This is a genomic window from Tsuneonella amylolytica, from assembly GCF_003626915.1.
Taxonomy (GTDB): domain Bacteria; phylum Pseudomonadota; class Alphaproteobacteria; order Sphingomonadales; family Sphingomonadaceae; genus Tsuneonella; species Tsuneonella amylolytica.
On the sequence record NZ_CP032570.1, the window covers coordinates 901,425 to 925,446 of the forward strand.

Below are 24,022 nucleotides of genomic sequence, written 5' to 3' on the forward strand. Positions count from 1 at the left end.
GTCACACCTGTCACAGTGTCCAGAGCAGTTGGTGTCGCCTTGAACCGGAAGGTGGCGCCTTGCGGGCCCGCGGCGTCGCTTTGCACGCCCATCCCGTCGCTTCGGGCGAGGGCGTTCGAGTGGGAAAAGGGAGATCCGGCGGCCATGCACCTGCAATAGCTGAAAGGGGTGCAGGTAGGAAAATCATTCCGGCCCCAAGAAGCCCCTGCGCGCACTCGGCTCGACACGCGCGTCCGCGCGGCTAAACAGGCGCACCATGAGCTGGAACACCTTCGGACGCGTCTTGCGCATGACGACCTGGGGCGAAAGTCACGGTCGGGCACTGGGCGCGGTGGTCGACGGGTGTCCGCCGGGTCTGGACCTTTCGGAAGCCGATATCCAGCCCTGGCTCGACGCGCGGCGTCCGGGCCAGAACCGGTTCACGACTCAGCGGCAGGAACCCGACGCGGTGCGCGTGCTGTCGGGCGTGTTCGAAGGCAAGACCACGGGCACCCCGATCAGTCTCATGATCGAGAACGTCGACCAGCGTTCGAAGGACTATTCGGAGGTCGCAAAGGCCTACCGACCCGGCCACGCCGACTACGCCTACGACGCAAAGTACGGCTTTCGCGACTATCGCGGCGGCGGGCGCTCCTCCGCCCGCGAGACGGCGGCGCGGGTCGCGGCGGGCGCGGTGGCGCGGCTCGTGATCCCGGAGGTGACGATCGAGGCCTACGTCGTCGAGATCGGCGGCGATGCGATCGACCGGGCGAACTTCGACCCGTCCGAAATCGGCAACAACCCGTTCTGGTGCCCCGACGCGGCTGCCGCACAGCGATGGGCCGCGTTGGTGGACGATGCGCGAAAGGCTGGCTCCAGCCTCGGTGCGGTGGTCGAATGCACCGCGCATGGCGTTCCCGCCGGATGGGGCGCACCGATCTATGCCAAGCTCGACGCCGACCTCGCAGGCGCGATGATGGGCATCAACGCGGTCAAGGCGGTCGAGATCGGCGACGGGTTCGCCGCGGCGCGCCTCACCGGCGAGCAGAACGCCGACGCGATGCGCCCCGGCGAGAACGGTCCGCAGTTCGCGGCCAACCATGCCGGCGGAATCGCGGGCGGGATCAGCACCGGCCAGCCGGTCGTCTGCCGCGTGGCGTTCAAACCGACCAGTTCGATTCTGACCCCGGTCGATACGATCGACCGCGACGGCAATGCCGCGGAAATTCGCACGAAGGGCCGCCACGACCCCTGCGTCGGCATTCGCGGCACGCCGGTGGTCGTGGCGATGATGGCGCTGGCGCTCGCCGATCACAAGCTGCTCCACCGTGCCCAGACGGGGCGCTGACTGTAAGCAGAAGCGGGAAATCCGAACTTTCAAAAAGTTTCGCACCGCTGATTGATAATTTCGATGTTAGCAATCGCACAAACCCGCTTTTGTGCGGCGCAGCAATGCCTATCTCGCCTCCACCAGTTTCAAACAAACGGAGACGATTTCATGGGTATCATCGGCAGCACGATCCAGCCGTTCAAGGCGACCGCCTTCCAAGCCGGCAAGGACTTCTTCGACGTCACGGAGGCCGACATCGCCGGCAAGTGGGCGGTGTTCTTCTTCTACCCGGCCGACTTCACGTTCGTCTGCCCGACCGAGCTCGAGGATCTCGGCGAGCGGTACGACATGCTCCAGAAGATGGGCGTCGAGGTGTTCGGCGTGTCGACCGACACGCACTTCAGCCACAAAGCCTGGCACGACACCAGCGAGAAGATCGGCAAGCTGAAGTTCGCTTTCCTCGGCGACCAGCTCCACACGCTGGCCAAGAACTTTGGCGTCCTGCGCGAAGACAGCGGCCTTGCCGACCGCGCGACCTTCGTGGTCGATCCGGACGGCGTGATTCAGATCATGGAGATCACCTGCGAGGGCGTGGGCCGCAATGCCAACGAACTGACCCGCAAGATCAAGGCCGCGCAGTATGTGCGCAACAACCCGGGCCAGGTCTGCCCGGCGGCGTGGGAAGAAGGCGAGGAAACGCTCGCCCCCAGCCTCGACCTCGTCGGCAAGATCTGACCTGACGCATACGGGGGCCGCCGCGCGCGGCCCCCACCCCTTTTCCATACCCTTTTTCCCTTCCCCGATCACCAGCGGACCCGCCATGCTCGACGCCAACCTGACCCAGCAGCTTTCGACCTACCTCGCCAACCTGCGCGAGCCGGTGGAACTCGTCGCCTCGCTCGGCGACGATGCGAAGTCGGCACAGACGCGCGAGCTCTTGACCGAAATCGCCGGCCTGCACGAAATGGTCACCGCAAGCTTCGACGGCGACGACGCGCGCCGGCCGAGCTTCGTGATTCGCCGCGCGAGCGACCCGGCGCGCTGGGTGCGCTTCGCGGGCCTGCCGCTGGGGCACGAGTTCACTTCGCTCGTTCTCGCGCTGCTGTGGGCCGGCGGCCATCCGCCCAAGGTCGATGCCGAACAGCTCGAAACGGTCCGCGCGCTCGAGGGCGATTTCGCGTTCGAGATGTATTTCAGCCTGTCGTGCCACAACTGCCCCGATGTGGTGCAGGCGCTGACCCTGATGGCGCTGGAAAATCCGCGCATCACCGCCACCTTGATCGAGGGCGGCACGTTCAAGGACGAGGTCGACGCGCGCGAGGTCATGGCGGTGCCCGCCACGTTCCTCAACGGCGAACCGTTCTGGAACGGCAAGCTGGACCTCGCCGAAATCCTCGCCCGGCTCGACAGCGGCGCGGCGGCCAAGGCGGCCAAGAAGATGGACGCGGCCGATCCGTTCGAGGTGTTGATCGTCGGGGGCGGCCCGGCGGGCGTGGCGGCTGGCATCTACACCGCGCGCAAGGGCTTTCGCACCGGCATCGCAGCCGAGCGCATGGGCGGCCAGCTCAACGACACGCTGGGCATCGAGAACCTGCCCGGCACCGCCTATACCGAAGGGCCGAAGCTCGCCGACAGCCTGAAGGCGCAGGCGGCCGAGAACGGCATCGAGACGATCAACCTGGCGCTCGCGGAGCGGCTGGAACCCGCCGCCGAACGCGGCGGCTTCCACACCGTGCACTTCGCTGGCGGCGGCAGCCTCAAGGCGCGCAGTCTCATCCTCGCCACTGGCGCGCGCTGGCGCAACCTGGGCGTGCCGGGCGAGGCGGAATACCGCAACAAGGGCGTTGCCTATTGCCCGCACTGCGATGGCCCGCTGTTCAAGGGCAAGCGGATCGCGGTCGTCGGCGGCGGCAATTCCGGCGTCGAGGCGGCGATCGACCTCGCCAACATCGTCGGCCACGTGACGCTGATCGAATACGACGGCCAGCTTCGTGCCGATGCGGTGCTGCAGGACAAGCTGCGCTCGATGAAGAACGTCGACATCCTCACCTCCGCCCAGACGACCGAGATCGTCGGCGACGGCGGCAAGGTCTCGGGCCTCCGGTGGAAGGACCGCGAAAGCGGCGCCGAAACGCTCGTCGAACTGGAGGGCGTGTTCGTGCAGATCGGCCTCGTCCCCAACACCGAATGGCTGGCGGACAGCGGCATCGAACTGTCGCCCCACGGCGAGATCGTGGCCGACGGCAAGGGCGCGACCAGCCTCGCGGGCGTGTTCGCCGCGGGCGATGCCACGACCGTGCCCTACAAGCAGATCGTCGTGGCGATGGGCCAGGGCTCGAAAGCCGCGCTGAGCGCGTTCGATTACCTCATCCGTTCCGAACCGGTGGGCGAGATCGCGCAAGCCGCCTGACCCTGCCGAGCCTGAAATAAATGGCCGCTGCCCCGACCACGGGCGGCGGCCTTTTTCATGCCCAACCGCTGGTCGTGTAATCGAAACGGTCAATCGAACTGTGCCGTTCAATCTATTGGACCGAACCACCAACCGCGTGCATCCTCCCTGCCAGAAAATCAGGAAAGGATGCATGTCATGGACGCCAAGACCGGAGACATCAGCGGTGGTTGCCCGATGGGAGAGGGCGGCGTGCGCGCCCTGCTCGGCCGCACGAACAAGGACTGGTGGCCGGAAATGCTCGCCACCGAAATCCTCAACCCCAACGGTCCGACCAACCCGCTGGGCGAGGACTTCGACTATGCCGAGGCGTTCAACGCGCTCGACTACAACGCGCTGAAGCAGGACCTTCACGCGCTGATGACCGACAGCCAGCCGTGGTGGCCGGCGGACTACGGCCATTACGGCCCGTTCTTCATCCGCATGGCGTGGCACGCGGCGGGCACCTACCGCACGGCGGACGGCCGCGGCGGCGCGAACAGCGGACAGCAGCGCTTCGCCCCGCTCGACAGCTGGCCCGACAACGGCAATCTCGACAAGGCGCGCCGCCTGCTGTGGCCGATCAAGCAGAAGTACGGCCAGAACATCAGCTGGGCGGACCTGTTCATCATGGCCGGCAACGTCGCCATCGAATCGATGGGCGGCCCGGTCTTCGGCTTCGGCGGCGGACGTCCCGACGTGTTCGAGCCCGAACGCGACATCTACTGGGGTTCCGAAGACAAGTGGGTCAACGAGGGCGTGCAGACCCGCATCGCGCCCGAACACGGCTACGAACAGCTCGAAGGCCCGCTCGCCGCGATCCAGATGGGCCTCATCTACGTCAATCCGGAAGGGCCGGGCGGCAACCCGCACGACGATGCCGGCGCCGCGCGCGACCTGCGCGAGACGTTCTACCGCATGGCCATGAACGACGAGGAAATCGTCGCGCTGACCGCCGGTGGGCACACCTTCGGCAAGGCGCACGGCAACGGCGACCCCAGCACGCTCGGCCATGCCCCCTCGGGCGCGGACCTCGCCGCGCAGGGCTTCGGCTGGGTTTCCGGCGAGGAGCATGGCGGCATCGGCGAGCACACCGTGACCAGCGGCATCGAAGGCGCGTGGACCAACACGCCCGACACCTGGAGCGAGAACTACTTCCGCCTGCTGCTCGACTACGACTACGAACTGGTGAAGTCGCCCGCGGGCGCCAACCAGTGGCAGCCCATCGACCAGAAGGAAGAGGACATGGCCCCGGCGGCCTGGGATGCCAGCATCAAGGTTCCGACCATGATGACCACCGCCGACATGCAGATGAAGCGCGACCCGGAATTCCGCAAGATTTCCGAACGCTTCCGCGACGATCACGAGGCGTTCAAGGATGCCTTCGCCCGCGCATGGTTCAAACTGACCCACCGCGACATGGGGCCCAAAATCCGCTACCTCGGCCCCGAGGTTCCGGCCGAAGACCTGATCTGGCAGGACCCTGTGCCGGCCGGCACCGTGCCGTCCGACAGCCTCGTCGCCGAAGTGAAGCGCAAGATCGCGGACAGCGACCTTACCGTCAGCCAGCTGATCAAGACCGCGTGGGCATCGGCCAGCACCTACCGCAAAAGCGATTACCGCGGCGGCGCCAACGGCGCGCGCGTCGCTCTCGAGCCGCAGCGCAGCTGGGAGGTCAACGAGCCCGAGATGCTGGCCAAGGTGATCGACACCCTGAACGGCCTGCGCGGAGAGATGAGCCTCGCCGATGCCATCGTGCTCGGCGGCGTGGTCGCGCTGGAGAAGGCGGGTGCCGGCGACGTGCCGTTCACCGGCGGCCGCGGCGACGCGACGCAGGAACAGACCGATGTCGAGAGCTTCGGCTGGATGGAGCCGGAAGCCGACGGTTTCCGCAACTACGTCGGCAAGAAAAAGCTGGCATTGAAGGTCGAGGAGATGATGCTCGATCGGGCGAGCCTGCTCGGCCTCTCGGTGCCCGAGATGGTCGTGCTGGTGGGGGGCCTGCGCGTGCTGGGCGCCAATCACGGCGACCGCGGGCACGGCCATCTGACCAAACGGTCGGGCCAACTCACGAACGACTTCTTCGTGCACCTGTTCGACATGACCAACGTGTGGAAGATGACCGACGAGACGGACCAGGAATACGTCGCGACCGACCGGGCCGAAGGGCACGAGAAGTGGAAGGCGACCCGCGCCGACCTCATCTTCGGCAGCAACGCCGAACTGCGCGCGGTGGGCGAAATCTATGCCCAGAAGGGCGGCGAGGAGAAGTTCAAGCGCGACTTCGTCAAAGCCTGGACCAAGGTCATGGACGCCGACCGTTTCGACCTCACTTTCGCGAAGTACCACCAGTAAGGGATAAACCCTTCGGGTAGCGCGAGAGACCCCCGGCAGCATGGCTGCTGGGGGTCTTTTCGTAGATCGTGACCTGTTGTGGCCTAACGTCGATCAGTCGAAGGAACGGTTATGCGGACGGACCGTAGGCTTGGCACCCCCAAAGGAAAGAGTTCCAGCTATGGCCAAGACCCCAACCAAGAGTTCGCAGCCCTCCCGCTCGGGCGATGCCGATCCGGAACTGTTCGAGCTTTCTGAGGGCGGAGCGAACCACCAGCAACCGCGCGGAACCGACGACGTGATGACAACCGCTCAAGGCGCGCCGGTCGGCGACGACCAGAACTGGGCGACCGCGGGACCGCGCGGTCCGCAACTGCTCGAAGACCACATTGCGCGCGAGAAGATCTTCCATTTCGATCACGAGCGCATTCCCGAACGCGTCGTCCATGCCCGCGGCTACGGCATCCACGGGCACTTCGAACTCAAGCGCGCCATTCCGGAATACTCCCACGCGGCGATCTTCAACGAGGTGGGGGAAAAGACCCCTACCTTTACACGGTTCTCTACCGTCGCTGGATCGAAGGGATCGCCCGACGTGGCGCGCGACGTGCGCGGGTTTGCGACAAAGTTCTACACCAAGGAAGGCAACTGGGACCTCGTCGGCAACAACATTCCGGTGTTCTTCATCCAGGACGCGATCAAGTTCCCCGACCTGATCCACGCCGCCAAGCCCGCCCCGGACCGCGCATTTCCCCAAGCCCAGACGGCGCACGACAACTTCTGGGATTTCATCAGCCTGACGCCTGAGTCGATGCACATGGTCATGTGGATCATGTCCGACCGTACGATCCCGCGCAGCTTCCGCTTCATGGAAGGGTTCGGCGTCCACACCTTCCGTCTGGTCAATGCCGAAGGGGCGGCGCACTTCGTCAAGTTCCACTGGAAGCCCCGGCTGGGCCTGCAGTCGGTCCTGTGGAACGAGGCGGTGAAGATTAACGGCGCCGATCCCGACTTCCATCGCCGCGACATGTGGGACTCGATCGAGGCCGGCGATTTCCCGCAGTGGGACCTCGGCATCCAGGTCTTCGACGAGGACTTCGCCGACGGATTCGACTTCGACGTGCTGGATGCGACCAAGATCGTGCCCGAGGAGGATGTACCGGTCGACATAATCGGCACGCTGACCCTCGATGCCAATGTCGACAACTTCTTCGCCGAGACCGAGCAAGTCGCATTCTGCACCCAGAACATCGTGCCGGGCATCGATTTCACCGAAGATCCCCTGCTGCAGGGTCGCAACTTTTCGTACCTCGATACCCAATTGAAGCGCCTGGGCGGGCCCAATTTCACACACATCCCGATCAATGCGCCGCGCTGCCCGGTCCGCCATTTCCAGCAAGACGGCCACATGGCGATGACCAACCCCAAGGGACGAGCAAACTACGAGCCCAATAGCTGGAACGGTCCGATCGACGACAACCGCGAACCGCGCGGACCGCGCGCCGATCGCTCGCGTGGGTTCGCTACCTATGGCGACGTTGCGACGGGACCCAAGGTCCGCGTCCGGTCCGAGACGTTTGCCGATCACTACAGCCAGGCGCGGCAGTTCTACGTGTCGCAGACGCCGGTGGAACAGACCCACATGGGCAATGCCTTGACGTTCGAGCTGTCGAAGGTCGAACGGATGGATATTCGCAAGCGCATGATCGGGCATCTGCGGCATATCGATGAAGGTCTGGCGAAGGACGTCGCCGACGGAATCGGGCTGGACGAGATGCCGCCCAAGGTGCCTGCCGCCCGCGACCCGATCACCGATCTGCCCGAAAGCCCCGCGCTGTCGATCATCAAGAACGGCCCGGACAGCTTCAAAGGGCGCAAGTTGGGCATCTACATCGCGGAAGGCGGCGATGCCGATATCGTCGACGCGCTGAAGAAGGCGGCCGAAAATGCGGGCGCGATGGCCGAGATCGTGGCGCCCCATATCGCGGGCGCGGCCTTGTCCGACGGTGAGAAGATGCCGGCGCAACAGAAGATCGATGGCGGTCCCTCGGTCCTGTACGACGCCGTGGCGATCGTCATGGGCAAGGACGCGGCCGCCAACTACGCCGACGACAAGCCCAGCATCGATTTCGTCAACGATGCCTTCGCGCACGCGAAGTTCATCGCCTATGTCCCCGAAGCGGTTCCGCTGCTGGAAGGGGCCGGGGTAAAGGCGAAGATGGATGACGGCTTCGTCGAACTGTCCGGTGCCGATAGCGCCGACGGGTTCATCGAGACCTGCGGCAAGCTGCGGTATTGGGACCGAGCTAAGGTCAAGCAGGACTGATCGGATTTACTTCATCCGCCTGAGCACGATGTAGAGCGCCCCCTCGCCGCCGTGGCGGATGTGCGCCTTGCGCACTGCGGCGATGGCGGCATGGTGGCGGCTGGCGGCGAGCCAGTCAAGCACCTTGGCCCGGATGGCACCCCGCGCCCCCGCCCGGTCGGCAGCCGCCACGGGCCGCGACTTGCCCGTCACCAGCAGCACCGTGCGCGCGCCCATCGCGCGGGCCTGGTCGATACCGTCCATCAGCCGGGTATAGGCGGTGTCGAGGGTATGGCCGTGCAGGTCGAGCGTGAGGTCGGGCTGCAGCGTCCCGCGCGCAAGCTTGCGGTCCCATGTCGAATCTAGGGTGGGCGCCGGAGCCGCTCTTGGCGGTTCGGGCCGCGTCGGCGTTGTCCTGACGGGCTTGGCGGGTCGCTCGAACGCGGGCGGCGGTGGTGGGGACGCAGCAGCTTCGGAAGCCGCGACGGGCAGGTTCGGGGCCATCGGCTTGACCGTGGAGGCCACCTGGGCCCACGCCGCCGCTTCGTCCGCGGTCAGCCCGCGGGGCGGCCTCACCGCCCGGTCAGGCGCGCGACGGTGCCCTTGGGCAGCAGCAGCAGCGCCTGCCCCCGCGCGCTCATTCCGCCCGCGATCGTGCGTGCATCCTCGCCCGCGCCCCAGAACGTGTCGAAGCGGTTGGGCCCCTTGATAGCGCCGCCGGTATCCTGCGCGATCCACAGACCCGACGCCTCGCGCCGGTCCATCCGCAGCCAGACGGGCGCGCCCAGCGGAACGAAGGCGGGGTCCGCCGCGACCGAGCTTTCGCGCCGCACCGGCACGTTGAGTGCGCCGAGCGGCCCGTCGCCGGTCAGTTCCTTGAAGAAGACCCAGCTCTGGTTCTCGTTCATGATCGCCCGGCCTTCCGCCGGGTAATCGCGCAGGTAGCCCATGATGCCCTGCATCGAGGTATCGTAAGGCGTGCCGTCGCCGATCAGGCCGCGGTCCTTCATCAGGCGGCCGATGCCGGTGTAGCCGCGGCCGTTCTGCCCGGCATAGCCGATGCGCATGACGCGGCCGTCGGGCGCGAGCAGGCGGCCCGACCCCTGGATCTGGAGGAAGAAGAATTCGATCGGATCGGCGGCCCAGGCGATCTCCAGCCCGCGATTGGCGAGCGCGCCGTTCACGATTTCCGCGCGGTCGTAGTAGGGGACGAAGCGCCCTTCGGCGTCGTAGCGCCCGAGCTGCTGGCGGCCCGTCCGCTCGGTCACGGGCGTGGTTTCCCACCAGCCGCGCACCAGTTCGGGCGGCATCGCGTAGACCGGCACATCGTAGCCCGGCAGGCGCTGGCGCGCGCCGCGGATTTCGGGTTCGTAATAACCGGTGGCGAAGGCCGCACCGTCGGCAATGCGCGCGGTTTCGAAATGGCGATCGAAGAACGCTGCCGCGTCGGCCTGCGGCCAGGCTCGCGCGGCGGTGCACGCCGGTTCCCACGCCGCACCGGTCGCAATGCCGCTGGCGTCGCTGCGGGTGAGCAGGCGCGGGCAGCTCTCGCGGAAGCTGGAGAGCGCACCGGCGGCATCCGCCGGCGCGATGCCGAGCGATGCGACCGAGGGGCCGGCGACGATGCCCGCCGAAACTGCGTTGGACGGCGCCGGCGGAGTGGGCGTCGGCGTCGGAACAGGCGTGGGAACGGAAACCGGCGGGACCGAAACCGGCGGCGTGCCGGCCGTGGGTTCGGGCACCATCCGGCACGCGGCGAGCGCGACGGTCGCCAATGCGATCGTCGCCGCAGTCTTCATCCGCATGATCCCTCCCCGCGCGCCGTCAGTTTCAGGCTTCGTCGGTCTCGTCGAGCAGCCAGTGGGGATCCGCCTCGCGCACGTCGCGCTTGAAGGTCCACAGGTCACGCGCCTCGACTGCGTCGGTCAGCGAACCGGCGACGACGGTGCCGTCGCGGTCGCGTGTGACGGCCGCGATGTCGGCGATGAAGCGCATGGTCACGCGCGCGGTCTTGCCGACGAGTTCGGCCGAATCGATCTTCGCGCCCTCGATCCGGACGAGCCGGTTGTCGAGCGTTTCGCCCGCTTCCTCGCGCGCGGCGATGGCGGCGTCGAAGCCGGCATAGACATCGTCGTCGCACAGTTCGCGCAGCGTTTCGCGGTCGCCCTGCCAGAACGCCTCGAGCACCATGGCGTAGGCACCCTTCGCGCCTTCGACGAAGCCCGACACGTCGAACGTGCGGTCGGCCGCGGCGATTTCCCGCACGCCGCGTTCGACCGCGGGCAGCACACCTTCGAGGCCGGCGGGGCGCACGGGCTGCGCGGGCCGCAGCTGCGCGACCGGCGACGGCGCCGCGTCAGGCGCGTCGAAACGGGTCGGATCGGGCTGTTCCTCGTGCTCGGCACGGCGGCCGAGCACCGAATACAGGCGCATGCCGAGGAACGCGGCGATCATGGCGAGGATGACGATCTGCAAGATCACGTGAATTCAGCCCAGTCTGCGCGGATATGTTACGGCAACGTCCCACCCGTCGCCATCCGCAGTCCTACGATGGTGCCCTAGATAGGCACGTTTTACAAACGAACAACGCACGACTTCGGCAATCGGGTGCGCCGTTGCGATGGGTCACGCGCGATGCTAGGCGCGCCGCCGACCGAGCGCTTGCCGATGGGGCGCGCCGACAGCAGGACACCCGAACATCATGGCCGAAGAAGGCGATATCCTCACCGACCTCAACATGGACCCCAACGCGAACGCCAACGGCGCCGATACGCAGCCGGTCGCCGGCGTGATCTCGCAGTACGTCAAGGACCTGTCGGTTGAGAACCCGAACGCCCCGGCCTGCTTCCAGTGGCAGAGCCAGCCGAACATCGACCTGCAGTTCAACATCGCCGCCGAAAAGGTGAGCGACGAGGTCCACGAAGTCGAGCTGAAGGTGAAAGTCACCGCCAAGGCCGACGAGGGCGACCTGTATTTGGTCGAGCTCGCTTATTGCGGCCTCATCGGCATGCGCAACCTGCCCGAGGAACACGGCCACGCATTCCTTTATGCCGAGGCGCCGCGCATCCTGTTCCCCTTCGCCCGGCGCGTGATCGCCGACGCGACCCGCGACCTGGGTTTCCAGCCGCTGATGGTCGACCCGATCGACTTCAACGGCCTCTATCTCAACCAGTTGCAGCGCAAGGCCGAGGAAGATGCCGCGGCCGCGGGCGGCATGGGCGACGTTCCGCCGCCGTCCGGCGAGGCCTGATCGCGGCGCCCCGCCCGGGGGCCACGTGAAGGCCATGAGACGGCCATGAGGGGGACCGGGTGAGCAATCTCGTCAGGAGCGTCGGCACGATCGGCGCATTGACCGCGGTCAGCCGCGTGTTCGGCTTCGTGCGGGACATGCTGCTGTCCCGCGTGCTGGGCGCGGGGCTGGCAGCCGACGCCTGGCAGCTCGCCTTCACGCTGCCCAACACCTTCCGCCGCCTGTTCGCCGAAGGCGCGTTCAGCGTCGCCTTCGTGCCGATGTACACCCGCCGCCTTCACGGCGCGGCGGAGGACGGCGGGGGCGAAACGGGCGCCGACGCGTTCGCGGGCGACGTCCTTTCGGTCTTCGTCTGGGTGCTGCTGGGATTTTCCGCGCTGTGCATGGCCGCGATGCCCGGCATCGTCTGGCTGCTGGCGCGCGAGTATTCGGACGTGCCGGGCAAGTTCGAACTGTCGGTCATGCTCAGCCGCATGACCTTCCCCTACCTCGCGCTCGTGAGCCTCGTGGCGATGCTGTCGGGCGTGCTCAACGCCCGCAGCCGCTTCGCGCCGGGCGCTTTCGTGCCGGTCTTTCTCAACATCGTGATGATCGCCGGCATCGTGACCGGGTGGTACCTGCGCGGAGAAGACGGCAGCGACGAGATCGTGGCATGGTCGCTAGCGATCGCGCTGACGCTGTCGGGGGTGGTGCAGCTTGCCTACATGGCATGGGCATCGCGCCGGGCAGGCGTGCGGCTGAAGGTTACCCGGCCGAAATTCACGCCCGAAGTGCGCCGGCTCGGCATGCTGATCCTGCCGGCGACGTTCGGCGCGGGGATCTACCAGATCAGCCAGCTGGTCGACACGTTCTTCGCCACCAGTCTGCCGCAGGGATCGCTGACCCTGTTGAAGCTCGCCGACCGGCTCAACCAGATGCCGCTCGGCATTTTCGGCATCGCGCTCGGCACCGCGATCCTGCCGATGCTCGCGCGCCATATCCAGCAGGGCGACGCGGGCGAGGCGCAGCGGCTGCAGGCCAACGCGGTCGAGGTCGGCACTCTGCTCACCCTGCCCGCCGCCGTCGCGCTGGCGATCTGCGCGCCGGCATTCGTGACGGCGTTCTTCGTCGGCGGCAAGATGACGCTGGCCGACGGCGCGATCATGGCGAATATCGTGGTGGCGCTGGTCTGCGGCCTGCCGGCGTATGTCCTCGTCAAGGTGTTCCAGCCGGCCTTCTTCAGCCGCGAGGATACGCGCACCCCGGTATGGACCGCCGCGTTCGTGCTGGCGGTGAACATCGCGCTCAATTTCTACGTCGTGCCGCGCTACGGCATCGTTGGCCTTGCCGCGGCGACCGCGATCTGCGCCACGTTGAACGTCGTAACGCTTACGATCATCCTGCAACTGCGCGGCTGGTTCCGCTTCACCGGAGCACTGGCGAGCCGCATCGTGCGGCAGGTGCTGGCTACGGCGGCGATGGGCGCATTCCTGTACTGGCTGATGCCCCTCATGGCGGACCGCTACGGCGGCACGGTGCTGGAACGCACCTGGTCGCTCGGTGTGCTGGTGGCGGGCGGCATGATCGTGTTTTTCGGCGTGGCCTTCGCCATCGGCGCGCTCGACAAGGACCTTCTCGCCCAGCTACGGCGCCGCCGTCCCGCCAAACCCGTGGACCTTGCAGAGTAGATTTCCATGCGCGTCGTCTCGGGCATCCAGCCCACCGGTAACCTCCACCTCGGCAACTACCTCGGCGCGATCCGCAATTGGGTGCGGATGCAGGACGAACTGGCTGAAGGCCAGCAGGCGCTGTTCTTCCTCGCCGACCTTCACGCGATCTCGATGCCGCACGACCCGGCCGAACTGAAGCGCGGCACGCTGGAAATGGCCGCCGCGCTGGTGGCATGCGGCATCGATCCCGACCGGTCGATCCTGTTCAACCAGGCGCAAGTGCCCGCCCATGCCGAACTGCAGTGGCTGCTCGGCGGTACGGCGCGGATGGGCTGGCTGAACCGCATGACGCAGTGGAAGGACAAGTCGGGCAAGAACCGCGAGGGGCAATCGGTCGCGCTGTTCACCTATCCCGTGCTGCAGGCCGCCGACGTGCTGCTCTACCAGGCGACACACGTGCCGGTGGGCGAGGACCAGAAGCAGCATCTCGAACTTGCCCGCGACATCGCGCAGAAGTTCAACAACGACTTCGCATCCGAAGACGCGCCGGTGTTCACCCTGCCCGAACCGATCGTCCCGCCCGAAGCGGCGCGGATCATGAGCCTGCGCGACGGCAGCGCCAAGATGAGCAAGTCCGATGCGTCCGACATGGCGCGCATCAACCTAGTCGACGACGCCGACCTCGTCATGCAGAAGGTGAAGAAGGCCAGGACCGATCCCGAACCTCTGCCGTCGGAAGCCGCCGGGCTGGATGGACGGCCCGAGGCGCTGAACCTCGTCACCATCTATGGCGCGTTGACCGGCAAGCCGGTGGACGCCGTGCTCGCGGAATTCGGCGGCGAGGGCTTCGGCAAGTTCAAGCCGGCGCTGGGCGAAGTGCTGGTCGAAACGCTGAGGCCGATTTCGGCGCGCTTCACGGCGCTGCTGGCCGATCGCGAGGCGCTCGACGCAATTCTCGCGCGCGGCGCGGCGCGGGCACGCGAGATCGGCCGCCCCACGCTCGACGCAACCTACGCCGCCCTTGGACTGGTGCGTGGCTAACACAGCGCAAGGTCGTCATTCAAACTCGGTTCACCGCGCTATCTTTACACCTCGTCGCACTAGTGACAGCCTGCGTCGTCGAACCGAAGTCGCAGCGCGTTTGCACTTCACCGAGTCGAAGGGGTTCGCACCATGTCCATACTGACCAATGCCGGTCGCACGCTGAAGATGATCGCCGCGCCGCTCGCGCTCGGCGCGCTCGCCGCGTGTGCCACGCCGTTCAACGCCAACGTCCAGCGTTTCCAGAACGCGATGCCCGCGCCGCAGGGCCAGACCTTTGCCGTCGTGGCGGAGGATCCCTCCCTCGCCGGCGGGCTCGAGTTCGCGCAGTACGCGAGCTACGTCTCGGCCAACATGGCGCGGCTGGGTTACACGCCGGCCTCCTCGCCCGATGTCGCCACGCTGCTCGTGCGGTTCGACTACGGCATCGACAACGGGCGTCAGCGCGTCCGCCAGACCGGCTTCGCCGATCCCTTCTACGATCCGTGGTACGGCTATGGCCGGTTCGGCTACGGCCGGTTCGGCTACCCCTCGCGCTTCGGGTACAGCCGGCTCGGCTATCGCGGCGGCTACGGCGGCCGCTGGGGCTACGGCTTCTACGATCCGTTCTTCGACAACGGGCTCGACGTCTACACGGTCTACACCAGCGATATCGACATGAAGATCGACAATCGCGCCACCGGCCAGCGCCTGTTCGAAGGCAAGGCGCAGGCCCTGTCGACCTCCAGCCGCCTGCCCTATCTGGTGCCCAATCTGGTCGAGGCGATGTTCACCGACTTCCCGGGCCGCTCGGGTGAAACCGTGCGCATCTCGGTCGCGCCGGAGAACATGCCGGTACAGCGGAACCAGGTCCGCCGCTGATCAACGAGATCGGGGGCAACCATCGAGAGACGGGCCGCGTCGAGAGACGCGGCCCGTTTTTCGTTGTGCGTCAGTCGAATACAGAAGCGTCTCGCGCGCGCATGGGGGCCGGGTCGAACTTCACGATCGCGACGATGGCGATGATCGGCACCATGGCCTTCATCGCGAATACGCCGCTTCCCCAATATGCGACGACGACCGGGATCTGGATGCCGACATTGAACACGAGTTCGCCTTCCGGTCCGAAAACGCGCCCGACTCCGACAAATCCGAATAGCGAGCCGGCGATCCACAACGGCTTGCTTCGCACGCCCTTTGCCCGCGCCGATGCCCAGACACCGTAACCCGACAGGAATGCCGACAACAACGCGGTAACGACGACGACGACCTGGCCGATCATCAGCTGTGCTGCGGCGACGCCAGCGGCCCGCTGGCGAACCCCGTCCGATCGATCTCGTAGATCACATGCCGGGCCGGACCGTTCGGCGTCTGCGTGATGTCGATGCGGTCGGTGAGCCGGCCGCCGATATTCTCCATCGCCTTGCGCGAGATCACGTTGTCCTCGCCGACGCGGAAATCGACTCGCGCCACACTGGCAAGTGCGTGGGCGAGCATCAGCCGTTTCATCTCAGCATTGGCACCGGTGCCCCACAGGCTGCGCGCGAGGAACGTCCAGCCGATTTCGACCGAGCCGCCGCCCGACGGATCGAGGTTCTGGAAGCGGCTTGATCCGACGATCTCTCCTCCCGCCTTCTCGATCACCGCGAGTGCGCCGCCGCTGGCCAGAGCATCCTCGACGAAGGCACGGAAGACCGGCTCCTGCCAGCGATCGTGCATCGGGTGGAGCGCCCAGACCTGCGGGTCGGAAGCCACCGCGAACAGCGCGTCCCAGTCGTTTTCGCGCAAGGGGCGCAGATGCAGCCGCTCGCCCTCGAGCGTCGGCTGCCGGTCGAGATCAGCCGGCGACATCGCCCAGTGCCTCGACGAACTTGTCGATGTTGCCCTGCGTCAGCCCGGCGACGTTTATGCGGCCCGACCCTGCCATGTAGATGGCGTGATCGTCGCGCAGGCGCTGGATCTGTTCCTTCGACAGCGGGAGCATCGAGAACAGGCCGTTCTGTTCGCCGAGCGGCGCGAGATCGACGTTGCCCACCGTGCCCGCCGTCGCAAGCCGCTCGCGCACCTGACGCATTCGGGAGCGCATCCTTTCGAGCTCGTCCAGCCACTGGGCGGTCAATTTGTCGTCGCGCAGGATCAGGCGCACCGCGGCCGCGCCGTGATCGGGCGGCATCGACCAGTTCGCCCGAGCCAGGGCGGCCGCGTTGGACATGATCGCGGGCAGCCGGCTGCCCTCGTCCGCCATCACGTAAAACGCGCCTACCCGGTCGCGGTAAAGGCCGAAGTTCTTGTCGCAGCTGTATGCGACCAGCGCCTCGGGCACGGCGGCGAGCACCGTGCGAAGGCCGGCGGCGTCTTCCTCCATACCGTGGCCCAGCCCCTGATACGCCACGTCGATGATCGGCAGCGCCTTCCCGTCCGCGAACCCGTGCGCGATCGCCGCCCATTGTTCGGGCGTGTAGTCGATGCCGGTGGGGTTGTGGCAGCACCCGTGGAGCAGCACCGCCTCGCCCTCGCCCGCCCCGGCGATCGCGGCGAGCACCGCGTCGAGGTTCGCCGTCCCGTCGGCGCAGGCATGATCGAACTCGGCCACTTCGAGATCGAGGTCGGCGAGGATCTGCGCATGATTGGGCCAGCTCGGCACACCGAGGTGCACCTTCGTGACCCCCGCCGTACGTGCCAGCGCCGCCGCCAGCCGCACCGCGCCGGTACCGCCCGTGGTCTGCATCCCCTCGATCCGGCCGTGCATAGTGGGATCGCCCGCCCCGAACACGTAGGGCATCAGCGCCTCGACGAAACCCATATCGCCCTCGGGCCCGAGATAGGCTTTCGAGGTCTGATCCTCGACCAGCTTGCGTTCGGCCGCCTTGATTGCGGCGAACACCGGAGTATCGCCCTGGCCCGTGCGATAGACGCCCACGCCGAGGTCGATCTTGTCCGCGCGGTCGTCCGCGGCGTGGAGCTTGATCAGCGCGAGGAGCGCATCCGGGGCGGCGGATTCGAGTTTTTCGAGCATTCGGCCCCCTTAACGCATGCGAGAAGGGCCGCAACGGTCATCCCGCAGCGGCCCCGCGATGCCCGAGGGCAGATTTTATTGGTAAGTCAGAACGGCAGCCAGCGCTGCTTCTTGGAAAACTTGAGATAACCGGCATTCACGCCCAGCCGCAGCCCGGCGCCGACCCGGATGGGGATCAAGACGACGTCGCCCTTGCGCACGTAGGAGGCATTGAGGCCGCCGATGACGTAGGCCGCCCCTTCGCCGGCGGGGAAACGCTCGTAGAGTTCCTCGGTATCGTAGAGGTTGTAGACCAGCACAAACGTGTTGCCCGCGTTCGCGCCCGCGTCGAAGCCGATCGACGGGCCGGTCCAATAGACGGGTTTCTGCCCCTCCACCTTGTGATGCAGCGTGCCCGAACCGTACCGCGCGCCGACGACGAACGCGCCCCCCGCCTCGCGGCCGATGATGTAGGCATTGGGTTCGCCCTGCTTGGCGAGCAGATCCTCGATCATCCGGGCGAGACCTTCGGCGCCCTTGCCGAAAACGCCCTCGGCCGCTCCGATGAGGTCGTCCTTCTTGTAGGTATCGCCCTGAACGGCGGCGACTTCCGGATTGGCCGACGCCTGGCTGGCCGCGACCGAGGCGTCGCCGCTGGTCACGACGGGCTCGCTCCATTCCGGCGCGACCTCCGTCGGGGCGCCGGCGGGCGGCGCCGCGGAATAAGTTGTCGTATCGTTGTAAGGCGCCGGCTCGCCCGGCGTCTCGGCGGGGGCCTGGGTGTTGAGATCGGCATCGATGCCCGAGTTGGGATCGATCGTCTCGATCTGCGCCATCGCGGGGCCGGCGACGAACGCTGCGGCGGCGAACGCCGCGATCGCTGCCCTTCGCGCACGGCGGACGATGGCTTCGAAATTGGTCATGGGTCCCTCCATCCCGTCCCTCGGGATTTGTCCACCTCGCAAGAAAGGCCCCCGGCGGTGAAGCGGCAATGAATGCGCGGCGAAGCGAATCCGATTTGCGGCAAAGCGAGTCCTCTTCGCCGACTGCGACGATGCCCGCAATGAAGCCTTGCCGCCCGAAAACCCCCCCGCTATAGCGCGCGCCTGCCATCGGGCCCGGAGACGTGGGTGAGTGGCTGAAACCAGTTCCCTGCTAAGGAACCGTACTCTATCAGGGTACCGAGGGTTCGAATCCCTCCGTCTCCGCCACCGGCTTCCGAAGTTCGCGCCCCCCTTACCCGATACCCAAGCATTTCTTGCTTCGCTGCCCATGCGCATGCTGCCATGCGGCGCGGCACGATGAGCAGTTCCCTCACCCATCTCCAGCGTCTCGAGGCGGAGAGCATACATATCATGCGCGAGGTCGTCGCCGAGGCGGCGAAGCCCGTGATGCTCTACTCGATCGGCAAGGACAGCGCAGTCATGCTGCACCTAGCCAAAAAGGCGTTCCATCCCGCGCCGCCGCCGTTCCCGCTGCTGCACGTCGATACCACGTGGAAATTCCGCGCGATGTACGATCTGCGCCAAAAAAGCGCGGACGACGCCGGGATGGACCTGCTCGTATGGCAGAACGAGGAGGCGAAGAGCCGCGGGATCAACCCGTTCGACCACGGCCCGCTCCATACCGACATGTGGAAGACGCAAGGGCTGAAGCAGGCGCTCGATCATTACGGGTTCGACGCGGCCTTCGGCGGCGCGCGCCGTGACGAGGAGAAGGCCCGCGCGAAAGAGCGGGTGTTCAGTTTCCGCACCGCCAGCCACGGTTGGGACCCGAAGGATCAGCGGCCCGAACTGTGGAACCTCTACAACACGCGCAAGAAGCCGGGCGAAAGCATTCGGGTGTTCCCGCTGTCGAACTGGACCGAGCTCGACGTGTGGCAATACATCCAGCTCGAAGGGATCGAAATCGTCCCTCTCTATTTCGCCGCGCCCCGGCCGACGGTGATGCGGGATGGAATGCTGCTGATGGTCGACGACGACCGTTTCCCCCTCGCGCCGGGTGAGTATCCGGTCATGCGATCGGTCCGGTTCCGCACCCTCGGGTGCTATCCGCTCACCGGCGCGGTGGAGAGCGAGGCGGCGACGCTGAGCGAGGTGATCCAGGAGACGCTGCTCACCACGACCTCCGAGCGGCAAGGCCGGGCCATCGACCGCGACGAGGGTGGCGCGGGCATGGAGAGGAAGAAGCAGGAGGGGTATTTCTGATGGCCGACGCCGCCCCGCCCGCACCCGCCTACGAAACCGATGCACTGATAGCGGAGGACATCGACGCCTACCTCGACCGGCACCAGCACAAGACGATGCTGCGCTTCATCACCTGCGGCAGCGTTGACGACGGCAAATCGACGCTGATCGGCCGGCTGTTATACGACAGCAAGATGATCTTCGAGGACCAGCTCGCTGCGCTGGAAAACGACAGCCGGCGCGTGGGCACGCAAGGGCAGGAGATCGATTTCGCGCTGCTGGTCGACGGCCTCGCCGCGGAGCGCGAACAGGGCATCACGATCGACGTCGCCTACCGCTTCTTCTCGACCGAGAAACGCAAGTTCATCGTCGCCGATTGCCCGGGGCACGAACAGTACACGCGCAACATGGTGACGGGCGCGAGCACTGCGGATCTTGCAGTGATCCTGGTCGATGCGCGCAAGGGCGTGCTCGTGCAGACGCGCCGGCACAGCTATCTCTGCCACTTGCTCGGCATCCAAAACGTCGTGCTGGCGGTCAACAAGATGGACCTCGTCGGTTACGACCGGGCGACATACGACGCGATCGTCGCCAACTATGCGCTTTATGCGCAGAGCATCGGCATCGAGAGCTTCACCGCCATTCCGATCTCGGGCTTCCGGGGCGACAACATCGCCGGCCGTTCGGACAATACGCCGTGGTACGACGGGCCTTCGATGGTCGAGCACCTGGAAAGCGTGGAGGTGCTGTCGCAGCGCGAGGCGAGCAAGCCCTTCCGCATGCCGGTCCAGTGGGTGAACCGCCCCAACCTCGACTTCCGCGGGTTCGCCGGGCTGATCGCCGGCGGAACGGTTGCGCCGGGCGACGCGGTGCGTGTGCTGCCGTCGGGCAAGACGAGCACCGTCAAGGCGATCTCCACTTTCGATGGCGACCTCAATCTCGCGCAGGCGGGACAGTCGGTCACGCTGACGCTCGCCGACGAGATCGACTGCAGCCGCGGCAACGTGATCGCGGCGGCCGGCGATCCGCCGCAGGTGTCCGACCGGTTCGAGGCGACGATCGTCTGGCTCGACGACGATGTGCTGCTGCCGGGACGCGGCTACTGGATGAAGCTCGGCACGCAGACGGTCACCGCGACCGTCGCCGAGCCGAAATACGAGATCGACGTCGACGATCCCGCCGGGCCAGGCGCACACCTCGCCGCCAAGACGTTGAAGCTCAACGCGATCGGCGTGGCCGAGATCGCGACCGACCGGCCGGTGGTGTTCGAAAGCTATGCTGCCAATCCGGCACTCGGCGGGTTCATCCTGATCGACAAGATTACCGACCGGACGGTCGGCGCGGGGATGCTGCACTTCAGCCTCCGGCGCGCGCAGAACGTGCACTGGCAGCCGACCGACATCAGCCGCGATGCGCATGCGGCAATGAAGAACCAGAAGCCGCTGGTCCTGTGGTTCACGGGTTTGTCGGGCGCCGGCAAATCGACGATCGCCAACGCGGTGGAAAGACGGCTGGCCCGGATGAACCGGCACACCTTCCTCCTCGACGGCGACAACGTGCGGCACGGCCTCAACAAGGATTTGGGCTTCACCGAGGCCGACCGCATCGAGAACGTGCGCCGCATCGGCGAAGTGGCGAAGCTGATGGCGGACGCGGGCCTCATCGTCCTCACCGCCTTCATCAGTCCCTTCCGTGCCGAGCGCGCGATGGTGCGCGATATGCTGCCCGAGGGCGAATTCGTGGAGATCTTCGTCGATACCCCGCTGTCGGTCGCCGAGGAGCGCGACGTGAAGGGTCTCTACAAGAAGGCGCGCGCGGGCGATCTCAAGAACTTCACCGGGATCGACAGTCCCTACGAGCCGCCGGAAAACCCCGAGATCGTGGTAAACACGGTCGAGATGACCGCCGACGAAGCCGCCGAGGCCATTCTCGCGAAGCTGTTCCCGCTGTGACCGACGCCGATCTTGCGGCCCATCTCGCCGAAGAGGCGGGGCGCATCCTGCTGGAGGTGCGGGAAAGCGGCCGCCATCACGGCGAGGACCTCGGCCGCGCCGGCGATGCGGAGGCGAACGCCGTCCTCGTCGCCGCCTTGCGCGAATTGCGTCCCCACGACGGACTGCTGTCGGAAGAGGAAAAGGACAGCCCCGCCCGGCTCGGGAAGGAGCGCGTGTGGATCGTCGATCCGGTCGACGGCACGCGGGAATACGGTGAAGGGCGCACCGACTGGGCGGTTCACGTCGCGCTGACGGTGAACGGGGTGGCCGAAACCGGCGCGGTGGCCCTGCCGGGGCTCGGCCTCGTCCTGCGATCCGATGCGCCCGCCCCGCTTCCGCCCGCCGCCGACCGTCCGCGACTTGTCGTCAGCCGCACGAGACCCGCTGCCGAAGCCGTCGCGGTATCGAAAGCGATAGGCGGCGAACTTTTGCCCATGGGCAGCGCCGGGGCGAAGGCGATGGCGGTGGTGCGCGGCGAGGCGGATATCTATCTCCACACCGGAGGCCAATACGAGTGGGACAGCTGCGCGCCGGTCGCGGTCGCTCGGGCACACGGCCTCCACTGTTCGCGGGTCGACGGATCGCCGCTCGTCTACAACCGGGCCGACACCTATATGCCCGACCTCCTGATCTGCCGTCCCGAATGGGCCGAACGGGTACTCGGCGAGATCGCGGCGCTCGCGGGCATTGGGGCGCGGGCCAACCTGTGATAAGCCGCATCTGCGCGACGGTATAACCGTTTACAGATCAATCATTTAGCTGCGTCGGACCGATTCCGGAGCGGCCGAAACCGATACTCGAAAGGCTCTGCCCCGATGTCCTCCCGCCGCCGCCAGGTCTACGAAGGCAAGGCCAAGATCCTCTACGAAGGCCCCGAGCCGGGCACGCTGATCCAGTACTTCAAGGACGATGCGACCGCCTTCAACGCCCAGAAGAAGGGCACGATCAACGGCAAGGGCGTGATCAACAACCGCATCAGCGAGTATGTGTTCACCCGGCTCGCTCACATCGGCATCCCGACGCATTTCATCCGCCGACTCAACATGCGCGAGCAGCTGGTCCGGCAGGTCGAGATCATTCCGATCGAGGTGATCGTCCGCAACGTCGCCGCCGGTTCGCTGTCGAAGCGCCTCGGCATCGAGGAAGGCGAGCCGCTGCCGCACACCCTGATCGAATACTGCTACAAGGATGACGCGCTGGGCGATCCGTTCATTTCCGAAGAGGAAATCGCCTGCTTCAACTGGGCGAGCCACGAGGAGATGCAGGATATCTCCAGCATGGCGATCCGCATCAACGATTTCCTCTGCGGCATGTTCGCCGCGATCGGCATCCGCCTGGTCGATTTCAAGCTCGAGTTCGGGCGTATATGGGACCAGGACTACAGCCGCACGATCCTGGCCGACGAGATCAGCCCCGACGGCTGCCGCCTGTGGGACATCAAGACCGGCGAGAAGCTCGACAAGGACCGCTTCCGCCGGGACCTCGGCGGCGAGAGCGAGGCGTATCAGGAGGTGGCACGCCGATTGGGGCTGCTGCAGGACGACGGCCAGGCGCCGGGCGAAGTGCTCGACATGAGCGCGCACCGCGGACGGCTACGCGGCAATCCTAAGCCCAAGAAGTAGGCGGTCAGATCACGTAGCGCAGGGTGATACCGGCCGGCTCGATTGCCATGCCGGCCCCTTCGATATGGTCGCCGTCCACCTGCACGGGGTGGACGCACCGGTCGAACGACGCGCGGCGTATGCTGCGGATTTCCGCAAGGCCCAGCCGGTCGAGCGGAAGCTTCGCGAACGCCGCCGCGACCGCCGCCATGATGCCGAGCCGGGACGGGCGGGTGAGGACGATCAGCTCCACCGCGTCGGCTCTCAGCGCAGCCTTGGGTGAAAGGCGGTAGCGGCCCGCATAAAGCGCACCGTGGCTCGCGATCACCGCGCCCGCCTCGCACGCGAACGGCGTTCCGTCGGCAAGCTCGCCCGACACGCGCATGGTCTCGCGCGGCCAGTGCCGCAGGACGCGCATCATCGCGACTACGTAGGCCAGCCGCCCGACCCGCTTCTTGAGTGCGCCCGACACGTGCGCGACCGCGTGGCTGTCCGGGCCGATGGACAGGCAGGCGACCACCGGCAGGTCGCCCAGCCGATAAAGCGGCGCGGAGAGCCATCCTTCCGGACCGCGCCGCCATGCCGCCATCACTTGCGCGGCCAGCCGCTCCGGATCGCGCGCATAGCCGACCTCGCGCGCGACGAGGTTGATCGTGCCCGACGGGGCGATGCAAAGCGGAATGGCTCCGGCCATCCGGCCGAGCGCCTGCACCGCATCGCGCAGCGTCCCGTCGCCGCCATGGATGCAGGCGAGATCGGGCGGGTCGCCGGCAGGCGTCCATTCGCGGGGCGAGGCGACGAGGCGCACGTCGACCCCTTCCGATGCGAACGCACGCGCCAGATCATCCAGCCGATGCTGCCGAAAACTGCCCGCATAGGGATTGTAGACGAGGTCGAGCTTCATCGGGCTGCGGTTGTTGCCCCGTTCAGCCGGGGCGGGCAAGGATGCCT

The 24,022-nt window shown here is 66.7% G+C and carries 21 protein-coding genes and 1 tRNA gene; 14 read left to right on the forward strand and 8 right to left on the reverse strand.

The window, feature by feature from the left end:
- Positions 1-256 precede the first annotated feature (256 nt).
- The 5 genes from aroC to D4766_RS04595 all read left to right on the forward strand — a co-directional run bounded on the left by aroC (position 257) and on the right by D4766_RS04595 (position 8,397).
- Positions 257-1,327, forward strand: coding sequence for a chorismate synthase (aroC, locus tag D4766_RS04575; protein WP_120716378.1), 1,071 nt, complete (start codon positions 257-259; stop codon positions 1,325-1,327).
- A 150-nt stretch (positions 1,328-1,477) separates the two neighbouring features.
- Positions 1,478-2,044 (forward strand): alkyl hydroperoxide reductase subunit C, encoded by a 567-nt coding sequence (gene ahpC, locus D4766_RS04580; RefSeq protein ID WP_120716379.1) that lies wholly within the window; start codon positions 1,478-1,480, stop codon positions 2,042-2,044.
- A gap of 85 nt (positions 2,045-2,129) precedes the next feature.
- Positions 2,130-3,719: an alkyl hydroperoxide reductase subunit F gene (gene ahpF / locus D4766_RS04585; protein ID WP_120716380.1), complete on the forward strand. Its 1,590-nt coding sequence runs from the start codon at positions 2,130-2,132 to the stop codon at positions 3,717-3,719.
- Between the two features lie 177 nt (positions 3,720-3,896).
- The gene (katG, locus tag D4766_RS04590; RefSeq protein WP_120716381.1) at positions 3,897-6,092 is read left to right on the forward strand and encodes a catalase/peroxidase HPI; all 2,196 of its coding nucleotides are present in this window, start codon (positions 3,897-3,899) and stop codon (positions 6,090-6,092) included.
- Positions 6,093-6,252: 160 nt separating this feature from the next.
- Positions 6,253-8,397 carry a catalase gene (locus D4766_RS04595; RefSeq protein WP_120716382.1) on the forward strand — a complete coding sequence of 715 codons (2,145 nt, stop codon included), beginning with the start codon at positions 6,253-6,255 and terminating at the stop codon, positions 8,395-8,397.
- A gap of 6 nt (positions 8,398-8,403) precedes the next feature.
- Here the strand turns inward: D4766_RS04595 and D4766_RS04600 are convergent, their stop codons facing one another.
- Genes D4766_RS04600 through D4766_RS04610 form a run of 3 tightly spaced genes read right to left on the reverse strand, consistent with a single transcriptional unit; the run spans position 8,404 to position 10,857 of the window.
- A complete protein-coding gene (locus D4766_RS04600) occupies positions 8,404-8,952 on the reverse strand; it encodes a Smr/MutS family protein (RefSeq protein WP_234024893.1) in 549 nt (182 codons plus the stop codon).
- Entirely contained in the window at positions 8,949-10,175 is a 1,227-nt protein-coding gene (gene mltA / locus D4766_RS04605) for a murein transglycosylase A (protein WP_120716383.1), read from the reverse strand. Before mltA ends, D4766_RS04600 begins: the two co-directional genes overlap by 4 nt.
- A gap of 31 nt (positions 10,176-10,206) precedes the next feature.
- A complete protein-coding gene (locus D4766_RS04610) occupies positions 10,207-10,857 on the reverse strand; it encodes a Tim44/TimA family putative adaptor protein (RefSeq protein WP_120716384.1) in 651 nt (216 codons plus the stop codon).
- A 220-nt stretch (positions 10,858-11,077) separates the two neighbouring features.
- On the opposite strand from D4766_RS04610, the gene secB reads away from it, so the two are divergent.
- The 4 genes from secB to D4766_RS04630 all read left to right on the forward strand — a co-directional run bounded on the left by secB (position 11,078) and on the right by D4766_RS04630 (position 15,177).
- Positions 11,078-11,626, forward strand: a complete 549-nt coding sequence (secB, locus tag D4766_RS04615) for a protein-export chaperone SecB (RefSeq protein ID WP_120716385.1) — start codon at positions 11,078-11,080, stop codon at positions 11,624-11,626.
- 59 nt (positions 11,627-11,685) lie between these two features.
- Positions 11,686-13,293 (forward strand): murein biosynthesis integral membrane protein MurJ, encoded by a 1,608-nt coding sequence (murJ, locus tag D4766_RS04620; protein ID WP_120716386.1) that lies wholly within the window; start codon positions 11,686-11,688, stop codon positions 13,291-13,293.
- Positions 13,294-13,299: 6 nt separating this feature from the next.
- A complete protein-coding gene (gene trpS, locus D4766_RS04625; protein ID WP_120716387.1) occupies positions 13,300-14,316 on the forward strand; it encodes a tryptophan--tRNA ligase in 1,017 nt (338 codons plus the stop codon).
- Positions 14,317-14,448: 132 nt separating this feature from the next.
- Positions 14,449-15,177, forward strand: a complete 729-nt coding sequence (locus D4766_RS04630; protein ID WP_120716388.1) for a DUF4136 domain-containing protein — start codon at positions 14,449-14,451, stop codon at positions 15,175-15,177.
- Positions 15,178-15,247: 70 nt separating this feature from the next.
- On the opposite strand, the gene D4766_RS04635 is transcribed toward D4766_RS04630, so the two are convergent.
- From D4766_RS04635 to D4766_RS04650, 4 genes are all read right to left on the reverse strand, one after another.
- Positions 15,248-15,577: a hypothetical protein gene (locus D4766_RS04635; RefSeq protein ID WP_120716389.1), complete on the reverse strand. Its 330-nt coding sequence runs from the start codon at positions 15,575-15,577 to the stop codon at positions 15,248-15,250.
- Positions 15,577-16,146, reverse strand: coding sequence for a GNAT family N-acetyltransferase (locus tag D4766_RS04640; protein WP_120716390.1), 570 nt, complete (start codon positions 16,144-16,146; stop codon positions 15,577-15,579). The genes D4766_RS04635 and D4766_RS04640 overlap by 1 nt, the downstream gene beginning before the upstream one ends.
- Positions 16,133-17,311, reverse strand: coding sequence for an amino acid aminotransferase (locus D4766_RS04645; protein WP_120716391.1), 1,179 nt, complete (start codon positions 17,309-17,311; stop codon positions 16,133-16,135). The genes D4766_RS04640 and D4766_RS04645 overlap by 14 nt, the downstream gene beginning before the upstream one ends.
- An 86-nt stretch (positions 17,312-17,397) precedes the next feature.
- Entirely contained in the window at positions 17,398-18,213 is an 816-nt protein-coding gene (locus D4766_RS04650) for a DUF1134 domain-containing protein (RefSeq protein ID WP_194955794.1), read from the reverse strand.
- Between the two features lie 197 nt (positions 18,214-18,410).
- Between D4766_RS04650 and D4766_RS04655 the strand changes: the two genes are divergently transcribed.
- From D4766_RS04655 to purC, 5 genes are all read left to right on the forward strand, one after another.
- Positions 18,411-18,501: transfer RNA gene (locus D4766_RS04655), tRNA-Ser, on the forward strand.
- Positions 18,502-18,591: 90 nt separating this feature from the next.
- Positions 18,592-19,497, forward strand: coding sequence for a sulfate adenylyltransferase subunit CysD (cysD, locus tag D4766_RS04660; protein WP_120718063.1), 906 nt, complete (start codon positions 18,592-18,594; stop codon positions 19,495-19,497).
- The gene (gene cysN / locus D4766_RS04665; RefSeq protein WP_120716393.1) at positions 19,497-21,428 is read left to right on the forward strand and encodes a sulfate adenylyltransferase subunit CysN; all 1,932 of its coding nucleotides are present in this window, start codon (positions 19,497-19,499) and stop codon (positions 21,426-21,428) included. Before cysD ends, cysN begins: the two co-directional genes overlap by 1 nt.
- Positions 21,425-22,180: a 3'(2'),5'-bisphosphate nucleotidase CysQ gene (locus D4766_RS04670; RefSeq protein ID WP_120716394.1), complete on the forward strand. Its 756-nt coding sequence runs from the start codon at positions 21,425-21,427 to the stop codon at positions 22,178-22,180. The genes cysN and D4766_RS04670 overlap by 4 nt, the downstream gene beginning before the upstream one ends.
- A 105-nt stretch (positions 22,181-22,285) precedes the next feature.
- Positions 22,286-23,092 (forward strand): phosphoribosylaminoimidazolesuccinocarboxamide synthase, encoded by an 807-nt coding sequence (gene purC, locus D4766_RS04675; RefSeq protein WP_120716395.1) that lies wholly within the window; start codon positions 22,286-22,288, stop codon positions 23,090-23,092.
- A gap of 4 nt (positions 23,093-23,096) precedes the next feature.
- Here purC and D4766_RS04680 read toward each other — a convergent pair whose 3' ends face one another.
- Positions 23,097-23,975 carry a diacylglycerol/lipid kinase family protein gene (locus D4766_RS04680; RefSeq protein WP_120716396.1) on the reverse strand — a complete coding sequence of 293 codons (879 nt, stop codon included), beginning with the start codon at positions 23,973-23,975 and terminating at the stop codon, positions 23,097-23,099.
- Positions 23,976-24,022: the final 47 nt, after the last annotated feature.

Excerpts from the sequence above, each read along its gene's own strand:
- aroC (WP_120716378.1), top strand. The coding sequence starts at position 257 with ATGAGCTGGAACACCTTCGGACGCGTCTTGCGCATGACGACCTGGGGC.
- ahpC (WP_120716379.1), top strand. The coding sequence starts at position 1,478 with ATGGGTATCATCGGCAGCACGATCCAGCCGTTCAAGGCGACCGCCTTC.
- ahpF (WP_120716380.1), top strand. The coding sequence starts at position 2,130 with ATGCTCGACGCCAACCTGACCCAGCAGCTTTCGACCTACCTCGCCAAC.
- katG (WP_120716381.1), top strand. The coding sequence starts at position 3,897 with ATGGACGCCAAGACCGGAGACATCAGCGGTGGTTGCCCGATGGGAGAG.
- D4766_RS04595 (WP_120716382.1), top strand. The coding sequence starts at position 6,253 with ATGGCCAAGACCCCAACCAAGAGTTCGCAGCCCTCCCGCTCGGGCGAT.
- mltA (WP_120716383.1), bottom strand. The coding sequence starts at position 10,175 with ATGAAGACTGCGGCGACGATCGCATTGGCGACCGTCGCGCTCGCCGCG.
- secB (WP_120716385.1), top strand. The coding sequence starts at position 11,078 with ATGGCCGAAGAAGGCGATATCCTCACCGACCTCAACATGGACCCCAAC.
- trpS (WP_120716387.1), top strand. The coding sequence starts at position 13,300 with ATGCGCGTCGTCTCGGGCATCCAGCCCACCGGTAACCTCCACCTCGGC.
- D4766_RS04630 (WP_120716388.1), top strand. The coding sequence starts at position 14,449 with ATGTCCATACTGACCAATGCCGGTCGCACGCTGAAGATGATCGCCGCG.
- D4766_RS04635 (WP_120716389.1), bottom strand. The coding sequence starts at position 15,577 with ATGATCGGCCAGGTCGTCGTCGTCGTTACCGCGTTGTTGTCGGCATTC.
- D4766_RS04640 (WP_120716390.1), bottom strand. The coding sequence starts at position 16,146 with ATGTCGCCGGCTGATCTCGACCGGCAGCCGACGCTCGAGGGCGAGCGG.
- D4766_RS04645 (WP_120716391.1), bottom strand. The coding sequence starts at position 17,311 with ATGCTCGAAAAACTCGAATCCGCCGCCCCGGATGCGCTCCTCGCGCTG.
- D4766_RS04650 (WP_194955794.1), bottom strand. The coding sequence starts at position 18,213 with ATGACCAATTTCGAAGCCATCGTCCGCCGTGCGCGAAGGGCAGCGATC.
- cysD (WP_120718063.1), top strand. The coding sequence starts at position 18,592 with ATGAGCAGTTCCCTCACCCATCTCCAGCGTCTCGAGGCGGAGAGCATA.
- cysN (WP_120716393.1), top strand. The coding sequence starts at position 19,497 with ATGGCCGACGCCGCCCCGCCCGCACCCGCCTACGAAACCGATGCACTG.
- purC (WP_120716395.1), top strand. The coding sequence starts at position 22,286 with ATGTCCTCCCGCCGCCGCCAGGTCTACGAAGGCAAGGCCAAGATCCTC.
- D4766_RS04680 (WP_120716396.1), bottom strand. The coding sequence starts at position 23,975 with ATGAAGCTCGACCTCGTCTACAATCCCTATGCGGGCAGTTTTCGGCAG.